Source organism: Stenotrophomonas sp. YJH_SMC_46, from assembly GCF_059370315.1.
The window spans coordinates 409,709-430,362 of the sequence record NZ_JCAFTO010000002.1; the positions used below are offsets into that span (position 1 = coordinate 409,709).

Annotated in this window: 18 protein-coding genes; 8 read left to right on the forward strand and 10 right to left on the reverse strand. The window is 67.9% G+C overall.

Translation table 11 applies throughout. From position 1 onward, the window contains the following. Positions 1-176: 176 nt before the first annotated feature. Positions 177-1,541: an MATE family efflux transporter gene (locus tag AC5P8C_RS06910; RefSeq protein ID WP_495218484.1), complete on the forward strand. Its 1,365-nt coding sequence runs from the start codon at positions 177-179 to the stop codon at positions 1,539-1,541. 115 nt (positions 1,542-1,656) lie between these two features. Continuing rightward, positions 1,657-3,579 carry a signal peptide peptidase SppA gene (gene sppA, locus AC5P8C_RS06915; protein WP_134730050.1) on the forward strand — a complete coding sequence of 641 codons (1,923 nt, stop codon included), beginning with the start codon at positions 1,657-1,659 and terminating at the stop codon, positions 3,577-3,579. 112 nt (positions 3,580-3,691) lie between these two features. On the opposite strand, the gene AC5P8C_RS06920 is transcribed toward sppA, so the two are convergent. Beyond that, positions 3,692-3,904, reverse strand: coding sequence for a hypothetical protein (locus AC5P8C_RS06920; protein ID WP_058978748.1), 213 nt, complete (start codon positions 3,902-3,904; stop codon positions 3,692-3,694). Positions 3,905-4,015: 111 nt separating this feature from the next. On the opposite strand from AC5P8C_RS06920, the gene AC5P8C_RS06925 reads away from it, so the two are divergent. Then, on the forward strand, positions 4,016-4,792 hold the full coding sequence (locus AC5P8C_RS06925; protein ID WP_019660789.1) for an SDR family oxidoreductase: 777 nt from the start codon (positions 4,016-4,018) through the stop codon (positions 4,790-4,792). Positions 4,793-4,907: 115 nt separating this feature from the next. On the opposite strand, the gene AC5P8C_RS06930 is transcribed toward AC5P8C_RS06925, so the two are convergent. From AC5P8C_RS06930 to AC5P8C_RS06970, 9 genes are all read right to left on the reverse strand, one after another. After that, entirely contained in the window at positions 4,908-5,654 is a 747-nt protein-coding gene (locus AC5P8C_RS06930) for a hypothetical protein (RefSeq protein WP_495218485.1), read from the reverse strand. Positions 5,655-5,689: 35 nt separating this feature from the next. Then, positions 5,690-6,367, reverse strand: a complete 678-nt coding sequence (locus AC5P8C_RS06935; RefSeq protein ID WP_495218486.1) for a DUF4124 domain-containing protein — start codon at positions 6,365-6,367, stop codon at positions 5,690-5,692. Between the two features lie 43 nt (positions 6,368-6,410). Next, positions 6,411-7,001 (reverse strand): L-threonylcarbamoyladenylate synthase type 1 TsaC, encoded by a 591-nt coding sequence (tsaC, locus tag AC5P8C_RS06940; RefSeq protein ID WP_019660786.1) that lies wholly within the window; start codon positions 6,999-7,001, stop codon positions 6,411-6,413. A gap of 97 nt (positions 7,002-7,098) precedes the next feature. Beyond that, positions 7,099-9,582, reverse strand: a complete 2,484-nt coding sequence (locus tag AC5P8C_RS06945; protein ID WP_495218487.1) for a DNA topoisomerase I — start codon at positions 9,580-9,582, stop codon at positions 7,099-7,101. A 192-nt stretch (positions 9,583-9,774) separates the two neighbouring features. After that, a complete protein-coding gene (locus tag AC5P8C_RS06950; protein WP_495218488.1) occupies positions 9,775-10,707 on the reverse strand; it encodes an RDD family protein in 933 nt (310 codons plus the stop codon). Positions 10,708-10,756: 49 nt separating this feature from the next. Then, on the reverse strand, positions 10,757-11,509 hold the full coding sequence (locus AC5P8C_RS06955; RefSeq protein WP_021203235.1) for a pilin: 753 nt from the start codon (positions 11,507-11,509) through the stop codon (positions 10,757-10,759). A 39-nt stretch (positions 11,510-11,548) separates the two neighbouring features. After that, the gene (locus tag AC5P8C_RS06960) at positions 11,549-12,022 is read right to left on the reverse strand and encodes a DUF494 family protein (RefSeq protein ID WP_005411195.1); all 474 of its coding nucleotides are present in this window, start codon (positions 12,020-12,022) and stop codon (positions 11,549-11,551) included. 43 nt (positions 12,023-12,065) lie between these two features. Continuing rightward, the gene (gene dprA, locus AC5P8C_RS06965; protein ID WP_019660782.1) at positions 12,066-13,193 is read right to left on the reverse strand and encodes a DNA-processing protein DprA; all 1,128 of its coding nucleotides are present in this window, start codon (positions 13,191-13,193) and stop codon (positions 12,066-12,068) included. Between the two features lie 166 nt (positions 13,194-13,359). After that, on the reverse strand, positions 13,360-14,493 hold the full coding sequence (locus AC5P8C_RS06970) for a LysM peptidoglycan-binding domain-containing protein (protein ID WP_019660781.1): 1,134 nt from the start codon (positions 14,491-14,493) through the stop codon (positions 13,360-13,362). 126 nt (positions 14,494-14,619) lie between these two features. On the opposite strand from AC5P8C_RS06970, the gene def reads away from it, so the two are divergent. From def to AC5P8C_RS06995, 5 genes are all read left to right on the forward strand, one after another. Next, on the forward strand, positions 14,620-15,132 hold the full coding sequence (gene def, locus AC5P8C_RS06975; RefSeq protein WP_019660780.1) for a peptide deformylase: 513 nt from the start codon (positions 14,620-14,622) through the stop codon (positions 15,130-15,132). 120 nt (positions 15,133-15,252) lie between these two features. Further along, positions 15,253-16,176, forward strand: a complete 924-nt coding sequence (gene fmt / locus AC5P8C_RS06980) for a methionyl-tRNA formyltransferase (protein WP_495218489.1) — start codon at positions 15,253-15,255, stop codon at positions 16,174-16,176. Between the two features lie 3 nt (positions 16,177-16,179). Continuing rightward, entirely contained in the window at positions 16,180-17,511 is a 1,332-nt protein-coding gene (gene rsmB / locus AC5P8C_RS06985; protein WP_019660778.1) for a 16S rRNA (cytosine(967)-C(5))-methyltransferase RsmB, read from the forward strand. Between the two features lie 23 nt (positions 17,512-17,534). Continuing rightward, positions 17,535-19,244: an ArnT family glycosyltransferase gene (locus tag AC5P8C_RS06990; protein WP_233653685.1), complete on the forward strand. Its 1,710-nt coding sequence runs from the start codon at positions 17,535-17,537 to the stop codon at positions 19,242-19,244. Between the two features lie 152 nt (positions 19,245-19,396). Then, positions 19,397-20,653, forward strand: coding sequence for an O-antigen ligase family protein (locus tag AC5P8C_RS06995; RefSeq protein WP_021203240.1), 1,257 nt, complete (start codon positions 19,397-19,399; stop codon positions 20,651-20,653). Position 20,654 lies beyond the last annotated feature (1 nt).

Genomic DNA, 20,654 nt, shown 5'->3' on the forward strand with positions numbered 1-20,654 from the left:
CGGCACTGACTGGCCAGATACGACTTAATCCCCTCCGTCCCCTTTTTGCTTGGGGCAGCCGGAACCCAGCATTCACCCCATGTCATGGGAATGCGCGCGCCGGGCGCGTAAGATGACCGGCCGCAACCCGGTGCCTGTGCCCTTCGCGCGCAACCGTAGTTCGCGTCAAGCACCTTATGTCTACTGCAACCTCCACGCCGCGCTTCAGCAAGGAAGTCGGCGCTACCGGTCTGCTCGCCCTGCCGCTTGTGCTGGGCCATGTGTCCACCGGTCTGATCTCCTTCGTCGACAACGTGATTGCCGGCCACCACGCCACCGCGACGCTGGCTGCGGTGACCATCGGTACCGCCCTGCTGTGGCTGCCGATGCTGATCCCGATCGGCACCCTGATCTCGCTCACCGCCTCGGTGTCGCAGCTGCACGGCGCTGGCCGCGAGCGCGAGATCGGCCCGCTGTTCCGACAGGCGCTGTGGCTGGCGTTGGGCCTGGGCCTGATCATGTTCACCTTCCTTACGGTGGTGCCGCCGCTGCTGCCGGCCTTCGGCATCGCACCGGACATCGTGCCGGGGGCGACTGCGTTCCTGCATGCGGTGCGCTGGGGCGGCCCGGCGCTGACCCTGTACTTCTGCATGCGCTACCTCAGCGAAGGCATGCACTGGACACTGCCCACCATGCTGCTTGGCTTCGGTGGCCTGCTGGTGCTGGCGCCGCTGGGCTATGTGCTGGCCAATGGCAAGCTCGGTTTCCCGGAACTGGGCGCCGAAGGCCTGGGGATCGCCTCGGCGGTGATGATGTGGCTGCAGGCAACCGCATTCGCCCTGTATCTGCGGCGGACCAGGCGCTTTGCCCATCTGCAGCTGTTCTCGCACTTCGAAGGGCCGCGCTGGAAGGCGATCTGGGACCTGCTGCGCACCGGCCTGCCGATCGGCATCACCGTGCTGATGGAAGGCGGCCTGTTCATCGTCACCGCGCTGCTGATCGGCCGCCTCGGTGCCAATGAAGCGGCTGCGCACCAGATCGCGATCAACGTCGCCCAGCTGTGCTTCATGATTCCGATGGGCGTGGCCGAGGCCACTACCGTGCGTGTCGGCCATGCGGTCGGCCGCGGCGATGGCTTCGGCGTGCGGCGCGCGGCCTGGGCCGGCTACGCGATCATCATGGGTACGCAGACATTGTCGGCGGCGGTACTGCTGTTCGGCCACGATGCCATCGTCGGTGTCTACACCAACGACCTGGCGGTGGCCGGCCTGGCCTCGACGCTGCTGCTGTACGCGGCCACCTTCCAGTTCCCGGATGGCATCCAGGTGCTGTCGGCCGGCGCGCTGCGCGGCCTGAAGGACACCCGTGTGCCGATGTTCATCGCCATGTTCGCGTACTGGGGCCTGGGCATGCCGCTGGGCGCCGGGCTCGGCCTGGGGCTGGGCATGGGCCCGCAGGGCATGTGGATCGGCCTGATCGTCGGACTGACCGCCGCCGCCATCCTGATGGGCTGGCGCCTGCGGCGCAGCAGCCTGCGCATCGGCCAGTCGATGCTGTCCTGAACTTCCGCCCCGCCCCGGCCACCCGTGGCGGGCGATCCCCTGACTTGTGTCCGATGCCGCATCACGCGGCACCGGCTATGCTGGCACCACGGCAAGAAGCCATCCGGAGCGTTCCATGAATCACCCCGTGCCCCCGCTGCCCCCGGCGCGTCGCAACCCCGTCGCCAGTTTCTTCATCGGGCTGTGGGACGTCATGAACTTCACCCGCCGGTTGATCCTCAACCTGGTGTTCTTCGGCCTGCTGTTCCTGCTGCTGGTGATGTTCGTCATCGCCGCAGGCATGGGCGCCGGTGCCAGCAAGTCGCTGCAGGACCGCACCACCCTGGTGATCGCGCCGGAAGGCCGGCTGGTCGAGCAGTTCAGCGCCGATCCGGTCAGCCGCGCGCTGGCCAAGGCGGTGGGCGACAACGGTGCCGAAGAGATCCAGCTGCGCGACCTGCTGCGGGTGATCGAGTCGGCCAAGGAAGACAAGAAGATCGAGCGCGTGGTGCTGGAGCTGGACAAGCTGCAGCCCTCGGGCTTCGCCTCGCTGCGTGAAGTGGCTGCGGCACTGCAGGACCTGCGTGCGTCCGGCAAGCAGCTGGTGGCCTACAGCGAGAGCATGGGCCAGTCGCAGTACCTGCTGGCCGCACAGGCCGACGAGGTCTACCTGGACCCGATGGGTTCGGTGGTGCTTGAGGGCCTGGGCCGCTACCGCCAGTACTTCCGCACCGGCCTGCAGGACAAGCTGGGCGTGGACGTGCACCTGTTCAAGGTGGGTGAGTACAAGTCCGCAGCCGAGCCGTACGTGCTCGACGCGGCGTCGCCGGCCTCCAAGGAAGCCGACCTGTTCTGGATGAACGACGTATGGCAGCGCTACCTGGGCGACATCGCCAAGGCCCGTCGCCTGGATCCGGCACAGCTGGCTGCCGGCATCGATACGCTGCCGGAAGGCATCGCTGCTGCTGGTGGTGATCTGGCCAAGTTCGCCCTGCAGCAGAAGCTGGTGACCGCGCTGAAGACCCGCGAAGAGTTCGAGGACCTGATGATCGAGCGCGGCGTGGCCGACGAAGATGCCGACGGTGGCTTCCGCAACGTCGACTTCGGCACCTACCTGGGCCAGCTTGATGCGCGCCGCAACCCGGTCGACAACCGTCCGCAGGTGGCAGTGGTGGTGGCGTCCGGCGAGATCAGCGGCGGTGACCTGCCGGCCGGCCGCATCGGTGGCGAATCGACGTCGGCGCTGCTGCGTGCCGCGCGCGACGACGACGATGTCAAGGCGGTCGTGCTGCGCGTGGATTCGCCGGGCGGAGAAGTGTTCGCTTCCGAGCAGATCCGCCGTGAAGTGGTCGCCCTGCAGGCCGCCGGCAAGCCGGTGGTGGTATCGATGGGCGACCTGGCCGCCTCCGGTGGCTACTGGATCAGCATGAACGCCGATCGCATCTACGCCGATCCGTCGACGATCACCGGTTCGATCGGCATTTTCGGCATGGTGCCGAACTTCAGCCGCGCGCTGGACAAGATCGGCGTGCACACCGATGGCGTCGGCACCACCCGCTTCGCCGGTGCGTTCGATGTCACCCGGCCGATGGATCCGGCCGTGGGCCAGGTCATCCAGTCGGTGATCAACAAGGGCTACGCCGACTTCACCGGTCGCGTCGCCGACGCCCGCAAGAAGCCTGTCGAGGCCGTCGACGAAGTGGCCCGTGGCCGCGTGTGGAGCGGTGCGCAGGCCAAGGAACGTGGCCTGGTCGATGCCTTCGGTGGGCTGAAGGATGCCGTGGCCGACGCCGCCAGCCGTGCCAAGCTGGGCAAGGCCGACGCTTATCGCGTGCGCTACATCGAGAAGGCGGCCACGCCGTTCGCGCAGTTCGTCAGCGGTTTCGCCGGCAGCCGCGCTGGTGCCTGGATGCTGTCCGATTCGGGCATGGCGCGGATGCTGCTGGCGCGCACGATGCCGGAAGTGGATACGCAGCTGCGCTTTGTCGAGAACGCGGCCCGCGAAAAGGGCAATGGCGCACCGGTGAAGGCGCTGGCGTACTGCTTCTGCGGGTTCTGACCGGAGCACATCCACGCATGGCGTGGATCTACTGTAAACGCCCGGCTTCGGCCGGGCGTTCTCGTTGGTGGGGTCGGATCCCTTTGCCCGCAAAGGGTTCTGACCCCACAGGTCACTGCGTCGCGTCGGCCTCGGCCTTGCGCTCGCCCGCAGCGGCGTCATCGACGGATTTCTGCGCGCCCTTGGCGCGGTCCAGCGGCTCCTGCATCGCGCGCGCCATCGCCTTGGGCACCGGTGGCTTCTCCGGGTTCGGCGTTGGCGGGCGCTGGCAGGCGGACAGCAGCACGGTGGCCAGCAGGGACGTGGACAGGACCAGGATGCGCATGGCGGCACTCCGTGATGGGCGTGCGGGCAGTGTCGCATCCTCGGCAGGGGGCGACCGTGAGCGCGTATCCTTGTTGCATCGAAACACAGCGGGCGCGGCCCCGGAGGACTCATGACCCAGCAACGGTGGCGGCTGGACGGCCAGACTGCCCTGATCACCGGCGCCAGTGCCGGCATCGGCCTGGCCATCGCGCATGAACTGGCCGGGTTCGGTGCCGACCTGATGATCGTCGGCCGCGATATCGACATGCTGGAGACCGCGCGCGACGAGTTGCTGGATGTGTATCCGCAGATGCAGGTGCATGCGCTGGCCGCCGATGTTTCCGACGACGAGGACCGCCGCCAGATCCTGGACTGGGTGGAGGACCACAGCGATGGCCTGCATATCCTGGTAAACAACGCCGGCGGCAACGTCACCAAGGCGGCCACCGAGTACTCCGAAGACGAGTGGCGCAAGATCTTCGAGACCAACCTGTTCTCGGCGTTCGAGCTGTCGCGCTACGCACATCCGCTGCTGGCACGCCACGCGTCGTCGTCCATCGTCAACGTCGGCAGCGTGTCCGGCCTGACCCATGTGCGCAGTGGCGTGGTCTACGGCATGACCAAGGCGGCGATGCACCAGATGACCCGCAACCTGGCCGTCGAGTGGGCCGAAGATGGCATCCGCGTCAACGCAGTGGCACCGTGGTACATCCGTACCCGGCGCACGTCCGGCCCGTTGTCGGACCCGGATTACTACGAGGAAGTCATCAATCGCACGCCGATGCGTCGTATCGGCGAGCCGGAGGAAGTAGCTGCAGCCGTGGGCTTCCTGTGCCTGCCGGCGGCCAGCTATGTCACCGGCGAGTGCATCGCGGTGGATGGTGGATTCCTGCGCTACGGGTTCTGATCGCTCTGCTGTAGAGCCGAGCCCTTGCTCGGCTGCACTCCGCCAACGGCAGCCGAGCATGGCTCGGCTCTACAACAGATCCACCCCATGGGCAGGTGCGGCCATGCCGCCGCTGTCACCCCGGCACCGGGCAGTTGCTGGCCTCCAGCACACCCTGCAACCGCTCGCGCTCCTTGCGCGCGCTGTCGCGGTTCTCGGGCGCGGCGAAGCGCTCCCGGCCGCGGGCATCGCGGAAGCGCTGCTGCCAGGCACCGCAGCGCTGCGCTTCGGGAAGCGCTTCGCACTGATCGCGCACCACTTCACAGCTGGCGGCATTCACCGGCGTCACTCCGCCAAGGCCCTGTACTGTCATCAGCTCGCAGCGACCTGGCGCAGCCTCGTACTCGTACAGGTAGCCGCCGCCCTGGCTGTCGGTGCACTGGAAGATAGGAGGAAGCGGCGGCTTCGGTGAACCGTCACTTCCAGCAGCACGGGCCTCGGCATCGCGACGCAGCGTCGCGCTGTCAAGGATCTGGTCGTCTCCTTCGTGTTCGGCCATGCCTGCTTCCATGATCGTGCGTCCTTCGTCCGCGCGTCGTGCCTTCGCTGGGGCCGCAGGCGCAACACCCGGGTTGGCCGGCAGCGGCGCGGGTGTTTCCACCGGGGTGGGGGCAGGTTCAGCGGCCACAGGGGCAGCGGCGGCCGGCTGCGCGTTGCCCTTGCCGGGTATGCGCAGCACCTGCTGCTTGCTGCCAGTGGGGCATGGCGTGCGCTGCAGGGTAGGGATGTCACTGCTGCTGGAGGTACAGCGGTAGATCACGCCCTCTTCGGCCAATGCGCTTCCAGGCAGCAGCACCAGGAGCAGCCAGATCACTCGGTTCATGCGTACAGCGTACAGGCTGCGGCGGCTTGCTGCGGTCAGCGTTCGCAATCGCGCGACAGGCGCGCATCGATGCCGCGCTGTTCGTTGCTGATGGCGGTGCGTTCACTCTGCAGCGCACTGTTGTACCGGCGATCCAGTTCCCAGCGGCGATCACGCAGTCGCGCACAGACTTCCTGCGGCGGCAACGCATGGCAGCTGTCGCGGACCAGCACGCTGCCGGCCGGAACCTGCACGCCCATGCCGATCGAGGGGGGACGATAACCCGCGCCTTCGCCGATCGGCGTGCCGGTGGCCGGGCGCGGTCCGGGGTAGGCCGGGCCGTGATGGGCGTGTGGCAGCCAGACACTGGTCCACAACGGCACCCAGCGCGGATTGCCTTCGTTGTTGTCGCTGGTATAGCGTCGGCCATCATCGCTCACGCATTCGTACATCGGCTGCGGCGGCTGGATGTAGACGTGGCGGACTTCGCGCTCGCGGATGACCGGGGTTTCGCCGGGCGGCGGAGGCGGGGCATCACTGCGCACCACCCGTGGAGCGGGATCGCGCGGGCGCTGCAGGTCGCGAACCTGCTGGCGGCCGCTGTTGCAGGGCGTGTCCTGCAGGGCCACGGCCCCGTTGCTGGAAACGCAGCGGTACACCCGCACGTCTTCGGCTGCGGACGCCGTCCACGGCAGCAGCAGGCACAGGCTGAAGGTGGCGCGCAGCAGGCTCATGGCGGCAGCGTGCGTGATTGTCCGCGGCAGTGCAATCGGCGGCTCAGGAGCGCAGCACGTTGCCGCTGAGCGCGTCGCGTATGGGGGTGGGTTGGGCCAGGCCACCGGTCTGTCCGTCAAGGATGCCGTCGAGCAGGCGCAGCAGGCGCGGATCCAGCTCTTCGCGGCTGCGCGCCGGTGGTTCGCCGGCCAGATTGGCGCTGGTGGAGACCAGCGGGCCGCCCCAGGCGCGGCAGAGTTCGGCCACCAGCGGGTGCGCGCTGATGCGCACCGCAATGCCGCTGTGTTCGCCGGTGACCCAGGGCTGCGCGCGCGGGCCAGCGGGCAGGATCCAGGTGTTGGCGCCGGGCCAGCTGGCCAGTACCGCGCGCTGGCGGGCGTCGGGCAGCGCCTGCAGGCGCACCCAGCCTTCCAGCTGCGCCAGCTCGGCCGCGACCAGGATCATGCCTTTCTCGATCGGTCGCTGCTTCAGCCGCAGCACCATGTGCACTGCCGCTTCCTGCGAGGGATCACAGCCCAGGCCCCAGACCGCTTCGGTCGGGTAGGCGATCACGCCGCCGGCGCGGAGCGTGGCGACAGCAGAGTCCAGGGTGAGTTCTTTCATGGCGGCGACCGGCCCGGCGTGGGCCTCCATTATCCCCCTGCTGCGTGCAGAAGGGGTGGTCGGCGCGGACGGTAGGTGCGGACCGTTGGTCCGCACACCTTGCCCCTCATCCACGCATGGCGTGGATCTACTTCTTCGCAGCGGCCTTCTTGACGGCTTTCTTCGCCGGGGCCTTCTTTGCGGCGGCCTTCTTCACCGCCTTCTTTGCCGGCGCCTTCTTGGCAGCAGCCTTCTTCGGCGCCGCTTCCTTCTTCACTGCCGCCTTCTTGGCCGGTGCCTTTTTCGCTGCCGCCTTCTTGGCGCCGAAGCCCTTGCGCACCGGCTTGCCGGTTTCTTCCATCAGCTGCTGCACTTCGGCCAGGGTCAGCGATGCCGGCTCGCGGTCCTTGGGGATCTTGCCGTTCATCTTGCCGTCGCTGATATACGGGCCGAAGCGGCCGTTCAGCACCTGGATGTCGCTGCCCTCGAATTCCTTGATGATCCGGTTGCGCGCGATCTCTTCCTTCTCTTCGATCAGGAACACGGCACGGGCCAGGTCGATGGTGTACGGGTCGTCTTCCTTCTTCAGCGAGGCGTAGGTGCTGCCACGCTTGGCGAACGGCCCGAAGCGGCCAATCCCGACGCTGACCGGCTCGCCCTTGTCCTCACCCAGCGCGCGCGGCATCAGGAACAGCTCCAGCGCGTCTTCCAGGGAGATGGTGTGCATCGACTGGCCAGGGCGCAGCGAGGCGAACTTCGGCTTCTCCTCGGCGTCCTCGGCGGTGCTGCCGATGGCGGCATACGGCCCGAAGCGGCCCAGACGCACGCTGACCGGCTTGCCTGTCTTCGGATCGGTGCCAAGCTCGCGCGCGCCACTGGCCTCGGCGCGGTCGACCGATTCCTTCTTGTCTTCCACCAGTTCCTTGAACGGCTCCCAGAAGCGAGCCATCAGCGGAATCCATTCTTCTTCGCCACGCGAAACGGCATCAAGCTCGTCTTCGAGCTTGGCCGTGAAGTCGTAGTCCACGTACTGGGTGAAGTGGCTGGACAGGAACTTGGACACCGCGCGGCCGACGTCGGACGGGCGGAAGCTGCGGCCTTCCATTTCCACGTACTTGCGGAACAGCAGGGTCTGGATGATCGAGGCGTAGGTCGAGGGACGACCGATGCCGTACTCTTCCAGCGCCTTCACCAGCGCCGCTTCGGTGTAGCGCGGCGGCGGCTGGGTGAAATGCTGTTCGGCCTGGATGCGTTCCAGCGGCACGCGGTCGCCAGGCTTCATCGCCGGCAGCTTGCGGCCTTCGTCCTCGTCCTCGGCGCTCTTGTTGTCCTTGCCTTCTTCGTACACGGCCAGGAAGCCGGGCACCACCACGGTGGTACCGCTGGCACGGAACACGTGCTCGCTGCCGGCCGACAGGTCGACGCTGACGGTATTGAGCGTGGCCGGGATCATCTGGCAGGCGACGGCGCGCTTCCAGATCAGTTCGTACAGGCGGCGCTCGTCGTCGGAGAGGAAGCGCGCGACCTGGGCCGGCGTGCGCAGCGCCGAGGTCGGGCGCACCGCTTCGTGCGCTTCCTGGGCGTTCTTGGACTTGGTCTGGTAGGTGTTCGGCTGGTCCGGCAGCGAGGCGATGCCGTAGTCGCGGGCGATCACATCGCGGATCTCGGCCAGTGCGTCCTGCGACAGGTTCACCGAGTCGGTACGCATGTACGAGATCAGGCCGACGGTGCCTTCGTCGCCGATGGCCACGCCTTCATACAACTTCTGCGCCACCTGCATGGTCTTGCGGGTGGTGAAGCCGAGCTTGCGTGAGGCTTCCTGCTGCAGGGTGGAGGTGGTGAACGGCGGCGCCGGGCGGCGCTTGCGCTCCTTGCTGGCCACATCGGTGACATGCAGCGAGCCCTGCGCGGCCTGCTGGATGCGCATGCGCGCCGCTTCAGCGGTGTCGCCGTCGGTGATGGTGAACTGCTCGAACTTCTGCCCGTCCAGCTTGATCAGCTTGGCGTTGAAGTGCTGCGACGGGTGCGCGCACTCGGCGGCGATCGACCAGTATTCGCGGGCGATGAAGGCTTCGATCTCTTCCTCGCGCTCGACGATCATGCGCAGCGCCGGGCTCTGCACGCGGCCGGCGGACAGGCCACGCTGGACCTTGCGCCACAGCACCGGCGACAGGTTGAAGCCGACCAGGTAGTCCAGCGCGCGGCGCGCCTGCTGGGCATCGACCAGGTCGCTGGCAATCGCGCGCGGCTGGCTGATGGCCTCCTTGATGGCGCGCGGGGTGATCTCGGTGAACACCACGCGCTGCATCGGCTTGTCCTTGACCAGCCCGCGTTCCTTCAGGATTTCGGCGATGTGCCAGCTGATCGCCTCACCCTCGCGATCCGGGTCGGTGGCCAGCAGGATGTCGTCGGCACCCTTGGCGGCCTTGGCGATCGCATCGACATGCTTTTCGTTCTTGTCGATCACGTCGTAGTGCATGGCGAACCCGTTGTCCGGGTCGACCGCGCCTTCCTTCGGGATCAGGTCACGCACATGCCCATACGAGGCCAGGACGGTGTAGTCCTTGCCGAGGTATTTGTTGATCGTCTTGGCCTTGGCTGGCGATTCGACGATGAGCAGGTGCTTGGGCATGTCGGGAGAGGTCTGTGGGCGGACCGGGAGAAGGGGCCGCTAGGGTGGAGCAAACGGCCGCATTAGTGAAGCGGCCACGGGCAAATCCATAAACTGAACGCCCGGTAATGTGCCGGGCGTTCAGGTTTCACCTTATTAGAGGAATCACGCCCGGCCGGCCCGTGTCAAGCAGCCAGGCGTGAGGATGGCCGTTCACGAGGCCATCTTGGCGATGAAGCCTACCGCGAACACCAGCAGGGCCAGGCCGACCAGACACAGCAGGCCGGTCAGCACGAGCACCAGTACGGTTACCGTGCCCAGCTCCCGGCGCTGCAGCTGCGGCTGGTCGGTGTAGGCCCAGCGGTCGACCACGAGGGTGTCGCAGACCATGTCGTGCAGGCCCTGCTTGCGTTCGGTGAAGGCGGCCATCAGGAAACCGATGCCGAGCGTGAAGCTGCTCAGCAGCATGGCCCAGTAGCGACCAAATGCGCGGGCCTTGGTCAGGCGTTCGCCGTTGCCGCGCACCACCTTGATACCGACTGCCATCTTGCCCAGCGTGGCGCCGCCCTGCGAGGCATGGAACCAGGTGTAGTAGGCCATGCCGATGCCGAGGTTGATCAGGGCGCTGGCCAGCTGGGCAACGATCTCGACGGCCGATTCGCCGCTGCCCACCGCGCCCATGCTGGCGCCGAGTATCGCACCAAGAATGGCACCGATGATGCTGCCGGGGACGACCAGCACGAAGTAATCGATCATGTAGGCCGCCACACGCTTCCAGAAGCCTGCGTAGACCACTTCACCGCCAACCACCGGCTGCGCGTGGCCACCGCTGCTGGTGGCCGCTGGAGCGCTGTAAGGCGAGCTGCTGAGCGCGCCGGTGCCGGGCAGCGGTGCGGTGCCGCTGTCGATGGCGGCGTAGTCGCTGCGCAGGTCGAACCCGCCGCTGCTGCTGGCAGTGCTGGCATCGGCCAGCGTCTGCAGGCCGAGCTCGTCGACCATCTGCCGCAGCGCAGCCCACTGGGCCATGCCCTCCCGCCAGACCAGGGTGTCCAGGTTGAGCTGGCCGCGCTGGAAGCGCTGGCGGATCTCCTGGACCGGCAGCGGGCCCTGGCGTTGCTGCCCTTCGGCGTAGTACCACTCAGTCATTGCATGTTCCCTGTTGAATCATCCTTGGAGGTGCTGGCGTGCGCGCGGTTCAGCCGCGGCACGACGGCGGCAGGTACTTGTCGTTGCTCTCGCCGCTGCATTCCCAGCGGCCGCTGTCGCGATCGTATTCCAGCCACAGCAGATCGCCATCGAGGCTCTTGCCGGGCAGCGCCAGGGTGGCTTCGATGCCGCAGTGGCCGTTGTTGAAGCGACCGATGTTCACCGCTGACAGCCCTGCATGGGCGAAATCACCCGGGGCCGGGAAGCCGGCGTCGTTGCCACCCGGGCAGCGGCCTTCGTCATCGGCGAAATGCTGCACCTGGTCCTTCAGCGGCTGCAGTGCGGTCACTGCGCCGGCGACCTTGGCGCGAAGGGTGTAGTCGTTGTAGGCGGGCAGCGCGATGGCGGCCAGGATGGCCACGATCGGTACCAGCACCAGCAGCAGGCCGCCGCCGATGATGGCGGTCAGGGCGCAGCCGGACAGCTTCTTCTTCGGCGTCGGCAGGGCGCTGGCCGCTGCGCTGGTGGCGTAGGGCGTGGACGGTGGCAGCACCGGTGGCTGCGGCGGAGGCGGTGCTGCCGGCTCCGGTTCGGGTTCCACGGGCGGTGCAGCGGCGTCCAGCGCCGGCACGATCAGGCCGAGCTCGTCGACCACGGTGCGCAACGGCTGCCATTGCGGCAGGCCGTCGCGCCAGACCAGGGTGTCCAGGGAGATCTGGTTGTTGCGGAACAACTCGACCAACTGTTCCGCCGGCAGCGGGCCTTGCTGCCGGTTGCCTTCTGCATGGAACCACTCGCTCACGGGGACGCTCCTGAATGCGCTATGCCCCCAAGTGTACGGTCAGTGCAGGGGTTCTGGCTCGTCCATGAACATCTGCGTCTCCATCCAGGCATACGCCGCCTCGGAGCCGGGCTGGTTGAACAGCACCATCAGCACGACCCACTTCAGGTCGTCCAGGTCCAGTTCGTCCTGGTCCAGGGCCATTGCCCGGTCCAGCACCAGCTCGCGCTGGTCGGCATCGAGGATGCCGTGCTGTTCCAGGTACAGCAGGAACCCGCGGCATTCCACGTCCAGCTTGTCCAGCTCGGGGCCGTGGTACACGCGCACGGGGCCATCGACCCGAGCCTGGGCCACGCTCGGCCGCTGCGCGGCCAGGGCATCGAGCCAGTCGAACGCCTTGTTGATCTCGGTTGGGCTGAAACCGGCCTGGATCAGGCCGTTCTGGAGCGAATCGCGGTCACGGATCAGGTCCGCATCTTCGCTGAAATAGTGTTCAAACAGGTACAGCAGTACATCCAGGATGCTCTCTTTCATTGCCCCTCGGCCTGCGTCGCGCGACGCTGTGGAGGTGAAGAAACTAGGGAGTTCGACAGTAGCGGCCGTGTACGCACACCACGATTCCCGCCAGTTCCATGGCCAGCAGCATGGAGGACACCTGGGGCGCCGTCAATCCACAGCGTGTGATCAGTGAATCCATACTGCTTGGGTTGTGCTCCAGCGCCCGCCACAAGCACTGGTAGTCAGGGTCGTCGGCCCAGTGCGCCGGCAGGCGTGCAGGCGGTGCCTGTTCAGTGGGGGTGGCCAGCCGTGATTGCAAGCCCGGCAGCTGCTGGCGGAGGGCGGGCGCCAGCAGTTCGAGGACCTCCTCCGGGCGCTCGACCAGTGCGGCACCCTCGCGGATCAGCCTGTGGCAGCCCGCAGCGCGCGGATTGAGCACCGAGCCGGGCAGGGCGCAGACCTCGCGGCCGGCCTCGGCGGCCAGGCGTGCGGTGATCAGGGCACCCGAGCGTTGGGCGGCCTCGACCACCACCGTGGCCAGGGCCAGCCCGGCTACCAGCCGGTTGCGGGCAGGAAAGTGGCCGGGGCGTGCGGGCGTGCCGGGCAGGTACTCGCTGAGCACCACGCCTTCGGCGGCGATGCGCGCCTGCAGCCGGGCGTGGCTGTCCGGATAGGCGCGGTCCGGTCCGGTGCCGATCACCGCCACGGTGCAGCCCCCCGCGTCCAGCGTGGCCTGGTGGGCGGCGGCATCGATGCCCGCCGCCAGGCCGCTGGTCACCGCCAGCCCGGCGTCGACGAAGCAGCCGGCAAACCGGGCTGCCAGCGCGCGTCCGCCCGGCGTTGGCGAGCGGCTGCCGACCAGCGCAACCGATGGGCGCCAGGCCCGGCTGGGGTCGCCGGCGATGAACAGCGCAAGGGGGGGATTGGGGACATCCAGCAGGGGCGGGGGGAAGGCCGGATCGGTGAAGGCCAGCAGGTGCTGGTTGTCGTCTTCCAGCCAGCGCCGTGCTACGGCCAAGGCCCGGGCGTCGGGGCGGTCCAGTGCGGCGCACTGCTCTGGCGTGCAACCGTGCGCGCGCCAGTTCGCGGCACCCTGCGCGATCGCGGTTTCCGCCCTGCCTGCGGCCTGCAGCAGGGCCCGCCGTGGTGCCAGCGCGCCGCCTGCCATCAACAGGCGCAGCAGCGCCTCGTCAGCTTGGTTGGTCATCCCCCCACTATCGAGCGCATGCAACAAAGGCGCCCTAGGGCGCCTTCGCATGTGGCTGTCAGACTTTGCCGGAGACCGCCCCTGTAGAGTCGACTGTCAGTCGACTACCGCGCGCAGCGCGGGCGCTTTCGGGGGGCGGTGAAGAGCAGTCGACTAACAGTCGACTCTACCGCGCATCCGGGTGCAGTGCGTTGTATCCAACGCGCACCGGCTTCACGCCCTGCATCACCAGTGCGTAGCTGACGTTGTCGAAGGTACGGAACACCATGGCGTGTGCGGCGTATTCGTCCGGCAGCGAGACGCGGCCGGCGCCGGTGCTGAGCGAATCATCCATGCGCGAGGAGTTCGGGTACTTCATGCGGTGCGCCACGTGGCGGCCCGGGCGCCACAGCGAGAACACGGTGCCGTTGTCCACGCCCTGCGCGCGGCCTGCGGAGATCGCGATCACGTCGCGCGGCCCACCAGCGGTGAACATGTCGGCAACGGCCAGCACGCGCACGTCGACGCCCTCGACACCGGCGGCCGGGACATGGGGGATGAACTGCAGGTCGTAGGGCCTGGCCTCGACCGGGACCAGGCGGTCGCCCGCACGTACCTCGCGGCCGCCCTCGTTCTTGTCCAGCACCAGGGTGGACGCCTCGACCTTGCCGCCGGCGACGTGGGTGATGGTGCCGGTGGCGACCTGGGCCAGCTCATAGCCAAGCACGCCGCGGCGGTGGTTGGGGGCGTTGTAGGCCCGCCACAGGTTGCCGCTGCCCGGGGTGACGTCGCCGTTGGCGGTCAGGTCCTCGGTGGGCTTGGGCTGGGCGTAGCGCACGGTCGGGCGGACCACGGCCCAGCGCTGGCCCAGCTGGGCGTCGGCCAGGCGCACGTACACCGCGCTGCCGCTGGTGACGCGCAGGCGCTCTTCTTCCAGGCCGGCCACGTAGGGCAGCTGGTCGATGCTGTCGACCACGCTCAGCTGCTTCAGGAACGGCTCGACCTGGGCCAGCGGAATGGCATCGATCGGGGCTTCCTGGCGCGGGCCGGGCTTGGCAGCGACGGTCACCCGGTCCAGGTAGGCCAGGCTGAGCACGTCACCGGGATAGATCAGGTGCGGATTGGCGATCTGTGGATTGGCCTGCCAGATCTCCGGCCACAGCCAGGGCTTCTGCAGGAAACGTGCGGCGATATCCCACAACGTATCCCCTTTTCGGACCACATAGGTGTCCGGGTGCCCGCCATTCACTTCCACGGCGGTAGCATAGGCAGCCACGGTCAGCATCGCCGCGGCGACGACCGTACGAAAACGAAGCAACATAGGTGTGAAGCCCTGATTCCCCAACAGGTCCGCGCACTATAGTCCAGAAACCGGGGCGCAAGGCAAGCGTTGGAGCTAGAATCTGCGACGTATGCCGGCGTGCCGGCCCATTACCCGGAAACAGCCATGGCCCTTCTCCCCATTCTCGAGTTCCCCGATCCGCGCCTGCGTACCAAGGCCGCGTTGATCGACGCCGCTGAAGTCACCACGCCGGCCTTCCAGGAACTGATCGACAACATGTTCCAGACCATGTACGACGCGCCGGGCATCGGCCTGGCTGCCACCCAGGTGGACGTGCACAAGCGCTTCATGGTCATCGATGTCAGCGAAGAAAAGAATGAACCGCAGGTGTTCATCAACCCGGAAATCGTCGCCAGGGAAGGGGGCCGGGTGTACCAGGAAGGTTGCCTGTCGGTTCCGGGCATCTTCGCCGACGTGACCCGTGCCGATACCATCACCGTGAAATACCTGGACCGCAACGGCAAGGAACAGCAGCTGGAGGCTGGCGAAGTGCTGGCCACCTGCATCCAGCACGAGATGGACCACCTGGACGGCAAGCTGTTCATCGATTATCTGTCGCCGCTCAAGCGCGAGATGGTGCGCAAGAAGCTGGCCAAGCAGCGCAAGCACGTGGCGTGATCGCCAATCCGGGCCACCCTTCGGGTGGCCCGTGCCTGCGCGACGCGCGCGGGCTGTACGGCGCCGGCCGACGGCGCCGTTTTCTTTCCTGCACGAATCCATCCTGCAAGTGGGGTAGCCATGAGGATTGTCTTTGCCGGTACGCCGGAATTCGCGGTGTCGTCGCTGCGCGCTGCGGCGCGCCACCACGAGGTCGTGGCCGTCTATACCCAGCCTGACCGCCCGGCCGGCCGTGGCCGTGCCCTGGCGCCGTCGCCGGTCAAGCTCGAAGCCGTGGCCCGTGGCATTCCGGTCTACCAGCCCGAATCTCTGAAGGATGAAGCTGCCCAGCGGCAGCTGCGCGACCTGCAGCCGGACCTGATGGTGGTGGTCGCCTACGGCCTGATCCTGCCCAAGGCGGTGCTGGCCATTCCGACCCATGGCTGCTGGAACGTGCATGCCTCGCTGCTGCCGCGCTGGCGCGGTGCCGCGCCGATCCAGCGTGCGATCCAGGCCGGCGATGCGAAGACCGGCGTCTGCCTCATGCAGATGGAGGCCGGCCTGGATACCGGCCCGGTGCTGCTGCACCAGGAGCTGCCGATCGCGGCCACCGATACCGGCGGCCAGCTGCATGACAAGCTGGCCGAGCTTGGTGCCCAGGTGTTGTCCGATGGCCTGGGCCTGCTGCGCGCGGGCATCAAGCCGATCGCGCGGCCGCAGCCGGAACAGGGCGTGACGTATGCGCACAAGCTGGACAAGGCCGAAGCCAGGCTGGACTGGGCGCAGGACGCCGGCGCGCTGGCGCGTACCGTGCGCGCGTTCAATCCGTGGCCGATCGCCGAGGCAACGCTGGCCGGCGAACGCGTGCGCATCCATGGCGCGGTGGCACTGGAGGCAGACCACGGCCAGGCGCCGGGCACGGTGCTGGCCGCCGGCCGTGATGGCATCGACATCGCCTGTGGCCAGGGCGCACTGCGCCTGCGTGTACTGCAGCGGGAAGGTGGCAAGGCGATTACTGCGGCCGACTACCTCAACGCCCGCCGCGATCTGCGCGTGGGAGCATAAGCGGTGTCGAAGCAGAACGATTTCTCCGTCGCCAAGGCGGCGCCGGGAGCGGCCACGCGCATGCTGGCCGCACGCGTGCTGGCACAGGTGTTCACCCGTGGCCGGTCGCTGAAGGCCGAACTGGCCTGGGCGCTGCCGAAGCTGGCCGACAGCCGCGACCGCGCGCTGCTGGAAGCGCTGTGCTTCGCCGTCCTGCGCCGCCGCAGTACCTATGACGCGGCGCTGCAGTCGTGGATGCAGAAGCCGCTGTCGGCGCGTGATGCCGACCTGCGCACGCTGCTGATGGTCGGGTTCGCCCAACTGGACGTGCTGGCGTTGCCGGCGCACGCGGCGTTGTCGGCCACGGTCGATGCCGCGCGTGCCCTTGGTCGTGAGCGCCAGGCGGGCCTGGTCAATGCGATCCTGCGCCGCGCGCAGCGCGAAGGTTTCCCGGAACAGCCTGCGCGCGATGCCTTCCCGGCGTGGCTGGCCGATGCCGTCGAGCGCGACTGGCCGGCCCAGGCCGAGGCGATCTTTGCCGCCAGCCTGCAGCCGGCGCCGTTGTGGTTGCGCGCCAACCGCCAGCAGGGCGGCCGCGACAAGGCACTGGCGACGCTGGCCGAAGCTGGCATTACCGCGCAAGCCAGTCCGCTCAGCGCCGACGCGTTGCGCCTGGCCTCGCCGGTTGCCGTGAATCAGCTGCCCGGCTTCGCCGAAGGCGCCATCTCGGTGCAGGACCTGTCGGCGCAGTGTGCGGCCGACGCGCTGGCCCCGGCGGCCGGTGCCCGCGTGCTGGACGCCTGTGCGGCCCCCGGTGGCAAGTCGGCGCACCTGCTGGAGCGCGACCCCGGCCTGCGCCTGCTGGCGCTGGATATCGACGTGCGCCGCCTGGCCCGTGCACGTGACACCTACGTTCGCACTGGCGTGGGCGAGCATGCGCAGACCCTGGCTGCCGATGCCAGTGATCCGGGTGCCTGGTGGGATGGCGTGCCGTTCGACGCGATCCTGCTCGATGCCCCGTGCTCGGCCACCGGCGTGATCCGGCGGCAGCCGGATGTGATGTTCCACCGACGTGCCGAGGATATCGATGCGCTGGTCGGTGTGCAGGCCCGCCTGCTGGAGGCCTGCTGGTCGATGCTGCGTCCGGGCGGCGTGCTGCTGTATGCCACCTGCTCGATCCTGCGTGCGGAGAACATCGACCAGGTGCGGGCGTTCCTGAAATGGCACCCGGACGCGGTGGCAGAGCCGCTGGATGACCGATTCGGCCTGGACTGCGAGGGAATCGCGCGCCAGCGACTGCCGGGTGACAGCGATGCTGACGGATTCTTTTACGCGCGTCTGCTAAAAACAGCCTGACCCCCGCTGACGTTCCGAGTCCCATGCTGAATTCCCGCGCGTCGCGCGAGACGTGGTTGTTCGTGGCGATGGCCCTGCTGCTGCTGGGGGCCGGGCTGGGCCTTCGTGATCCGTGGCCATCGGACGAGCCGCGCTTTGCGCTGGTGGCCAAGCAGATGGTCGACAGCGGCCACTGGCTGTTCCCGCACCGCGGTACCGAGTTGTATTCGGACAAGCCGCCGATGCTGATGTGGTGGCAGGCTACGCTGTACGGCCTGGTCGGGCAGTGGCGCGTGGCCTTCCTGCTGCCGTCGCTGCTGGCGGCACTGGGTACGCTGTGGTGCGTGGTCGACCTCGGGCGGCGGCTGTGGACACGGCGGGTGGGGCTTTACGCCGGCTGGGCGCTGCTGTTCGCGCTGCAGTTCACCTTCCAGGCGAAGAAGGCGCAGATCGATCCACTGCTGCTGCTGTTCATCACCCTGGCCAACTACGGCCTGCTGCGCCACCTGTTGCTGGGACCAGGCTGGCGCTGGTGGTGGCTGGGCTGGTTCTTCGCTGGCATCGGCGTGATCACCAAGGGCGTGGGCATGCTGGCGCTGCTGATGATCGTGCCGGCGGTGACCGCTGCGGTACTGCAATGGCCACGGGTGGCACTGCACGCGCGCGATGCCCGCTTCTGGCTGGCGCCGCTGGCCTTCCTGCTGGCGGTGTCGTTGTGGTTGGCGCCGATGCTGCTGGCCGGTTTTGCCACCGGTTCGGACGAATACCGCGCGTACATGGACGACATCCTGTTCCAGCAGACGGCGCGTCGCTATACGCACTCGTGGGACCACCACCAGCCCTGGTGGTACTTCCTGGCGATCATGCCGTCGATGTGGATCCCCGCGTTCCTGCTGCTGCCGTGGGCGCTTCCGGCTTGGTTGCGGCGGCTGCGCCGGCGCGATCCGCGCTATCTGCTGCCGCTGTCCTGGTGGTTGATTGTGGTGCTGTTCTTCTCGATCCCCGACGGCAAGCGCGATGTCTACATCCTGCCGGCGCTGCCGATGTTCTGCCTGGCGCTGGCGCCGTTGCTGCCGGGGCTGCTGAAGCGGCGCGATGTGCAGGCCGTGGTGGGAGTGTTCACCGGCCTGCTGTCACTGGGCCTGGTCCTGGCTGGCGCGATGGCGGTGCTGGGCGACCCGGCCTTCGAGCTGCGCCTGACCCACAGCCGCGGACTGGCGCCCGGCGCCGTCGACGCGCTGGCCTGGACGATCCTGGCGATGGGCGTGTGGGGCGCATTGAGCCTGCTGGCCTGCGGTCGTCGCCGGCATCTGGCGCTGGTGTCGACCCTGGCGATGGTCTGGGTGCTGTACAGCCTGGTCGGCTACCCGCTGCTGAACGATTCCAGTTCCGCCCGCGGCCTGATGCGCACGGTTGGTACACGCCTGGGCCCGGATGCCGAGCTTGGGCTGGTGGCCTGGAAGGAGCAGCATCTGCTGCTGGCCGACCGCCCCGCAGCGACCTTCGGTTTCGAGGCGGACTGGGACGAGCAGCTGATTGCGGCCACGCGCTGGCAGCGGCTTGCGCCCGAACGCCGTTGGTTGCTGGTCCACGAGTACGCAATGCTGTCGTGCGTCGACCGCAGCCGCTCTGAACTGGCCGGCGTAGCCAACCGGCGGCGCTGGTGGCTGGTGCCGGCGACGGCGGTGAAGGTGCCCTGCGTGGTCACCGCAGAGGAGCGGGAACGTGAACGGCGTCTGCAGGAACATGACTAGTCCCCCCCTTCCTGCTTGTCCAGTCTGCCCAAGCGGGACCAAAGGCAGTAAAACAGCAGGCCGGGATGGCCTGCACCGCCCCTTCCCGTTCTTTCCAGCCGATTGCAGCGATACTTCCCGACGTGCCAGCTTCACCGGACAACCTGAACCTCATGGCCGGCGATCCGCTGGGCGTTCCCGCCGGCGGACGTCAGCGGGTGGCGCATGGGCTGGCCCAACTGGGCCTGTTCTGCCTGCCGGCACTGGTGCTGACCGTGCCCATCAACCTGTTGCCGTATGGCCTGCTGCTGCTGCTGAGCACGCTGCTGGCGCCGGAGCTGCTGTGGCGCGCGCGCGGGATGGCCGGCCAGCCGGTGAAAGTGCTGGCCTGGCTGATGCTGGCGGTGCTGGCGCTCGGCCTAATGTCGGTAGTGTTGTTCGAGCAGGGCCTGCGTGACGTCGACAACCGGTCGCGGTTCGTGGTGATCCCGTGGATCGCGCTGTGGGTCTGCGCGCTGCGTCCCGACGTGCGGTGGCTCTGGTACGGATCATTGACCGGCCTGCTCGCCGCCTTCGCGATGTCACTGTGGCAGGTGCTGGGTGGCGCCCCGCGCGCAGAGTTGTTCACCAACGCCATCGTGCTGGCCGACATCGTGATGGTTTTGATGGTGCTGCTGGTGTTCTGTCGCCCGTCGCGGCGCTGGTCGCTGGTGATCCTCGGCATGGCGGCCGGCTGCGGCACCATCGTGCTGACCGGCAGCCGCGGTGTGTTCGCCGCCTTGCTGGCGCTGCTGGTGGTGCTGACGTTGAGCCTGCGCTGGCGTACCGGCGCGGCGCGCCTGTCGGTGCTGGCAGGCATGCTGGCGATCGGTGCGACCCTGCTGCTGTCGGTACCGGAACTGCGCCACCAGGTCCGCCTGAGCGAGCTGCACAGTGACGTGCAGCGGATGGAGTTGGGCGACAGTGATTCTTCCGCCGGTGCCCGCGTGGAACGCCTGCAGGTGGCCTGGGAGACCTTCCTCGACCACCCGCTGGTGGGTGTTGGCATCGGTCATTTCGACAGCGCGATGCTGCGCGTGCCGGTCTGCCGTGAGAACCCGGAAGAGTTGCGTTGCCACCTGGGGCATGCGCACAACGATGTTGCCGAATGGGCAGCGACCCAGGGCGTACCGGGCCTGCTGCTGTTGCTGGCGGTGTATGGCATCCCGCTCTGGTTGTTCGTGCGCCTGCATCGCCGCAGCGGACGGTCGACCTTCCGGGGGCCGGCCGCAGCCGGCATCATGCTGGTGATCACCTACGCACTGTGCGGCTTGACCCAGTCGATGTTCGCGCACCAGATGACAGCCAGTTTCTACGTGACCCTGGTCGGCCTGCTGACCGGCCTGTCGATTGTCGAGGGCGCGCGCCACCGGGCAATCACCGGGGCGTGAT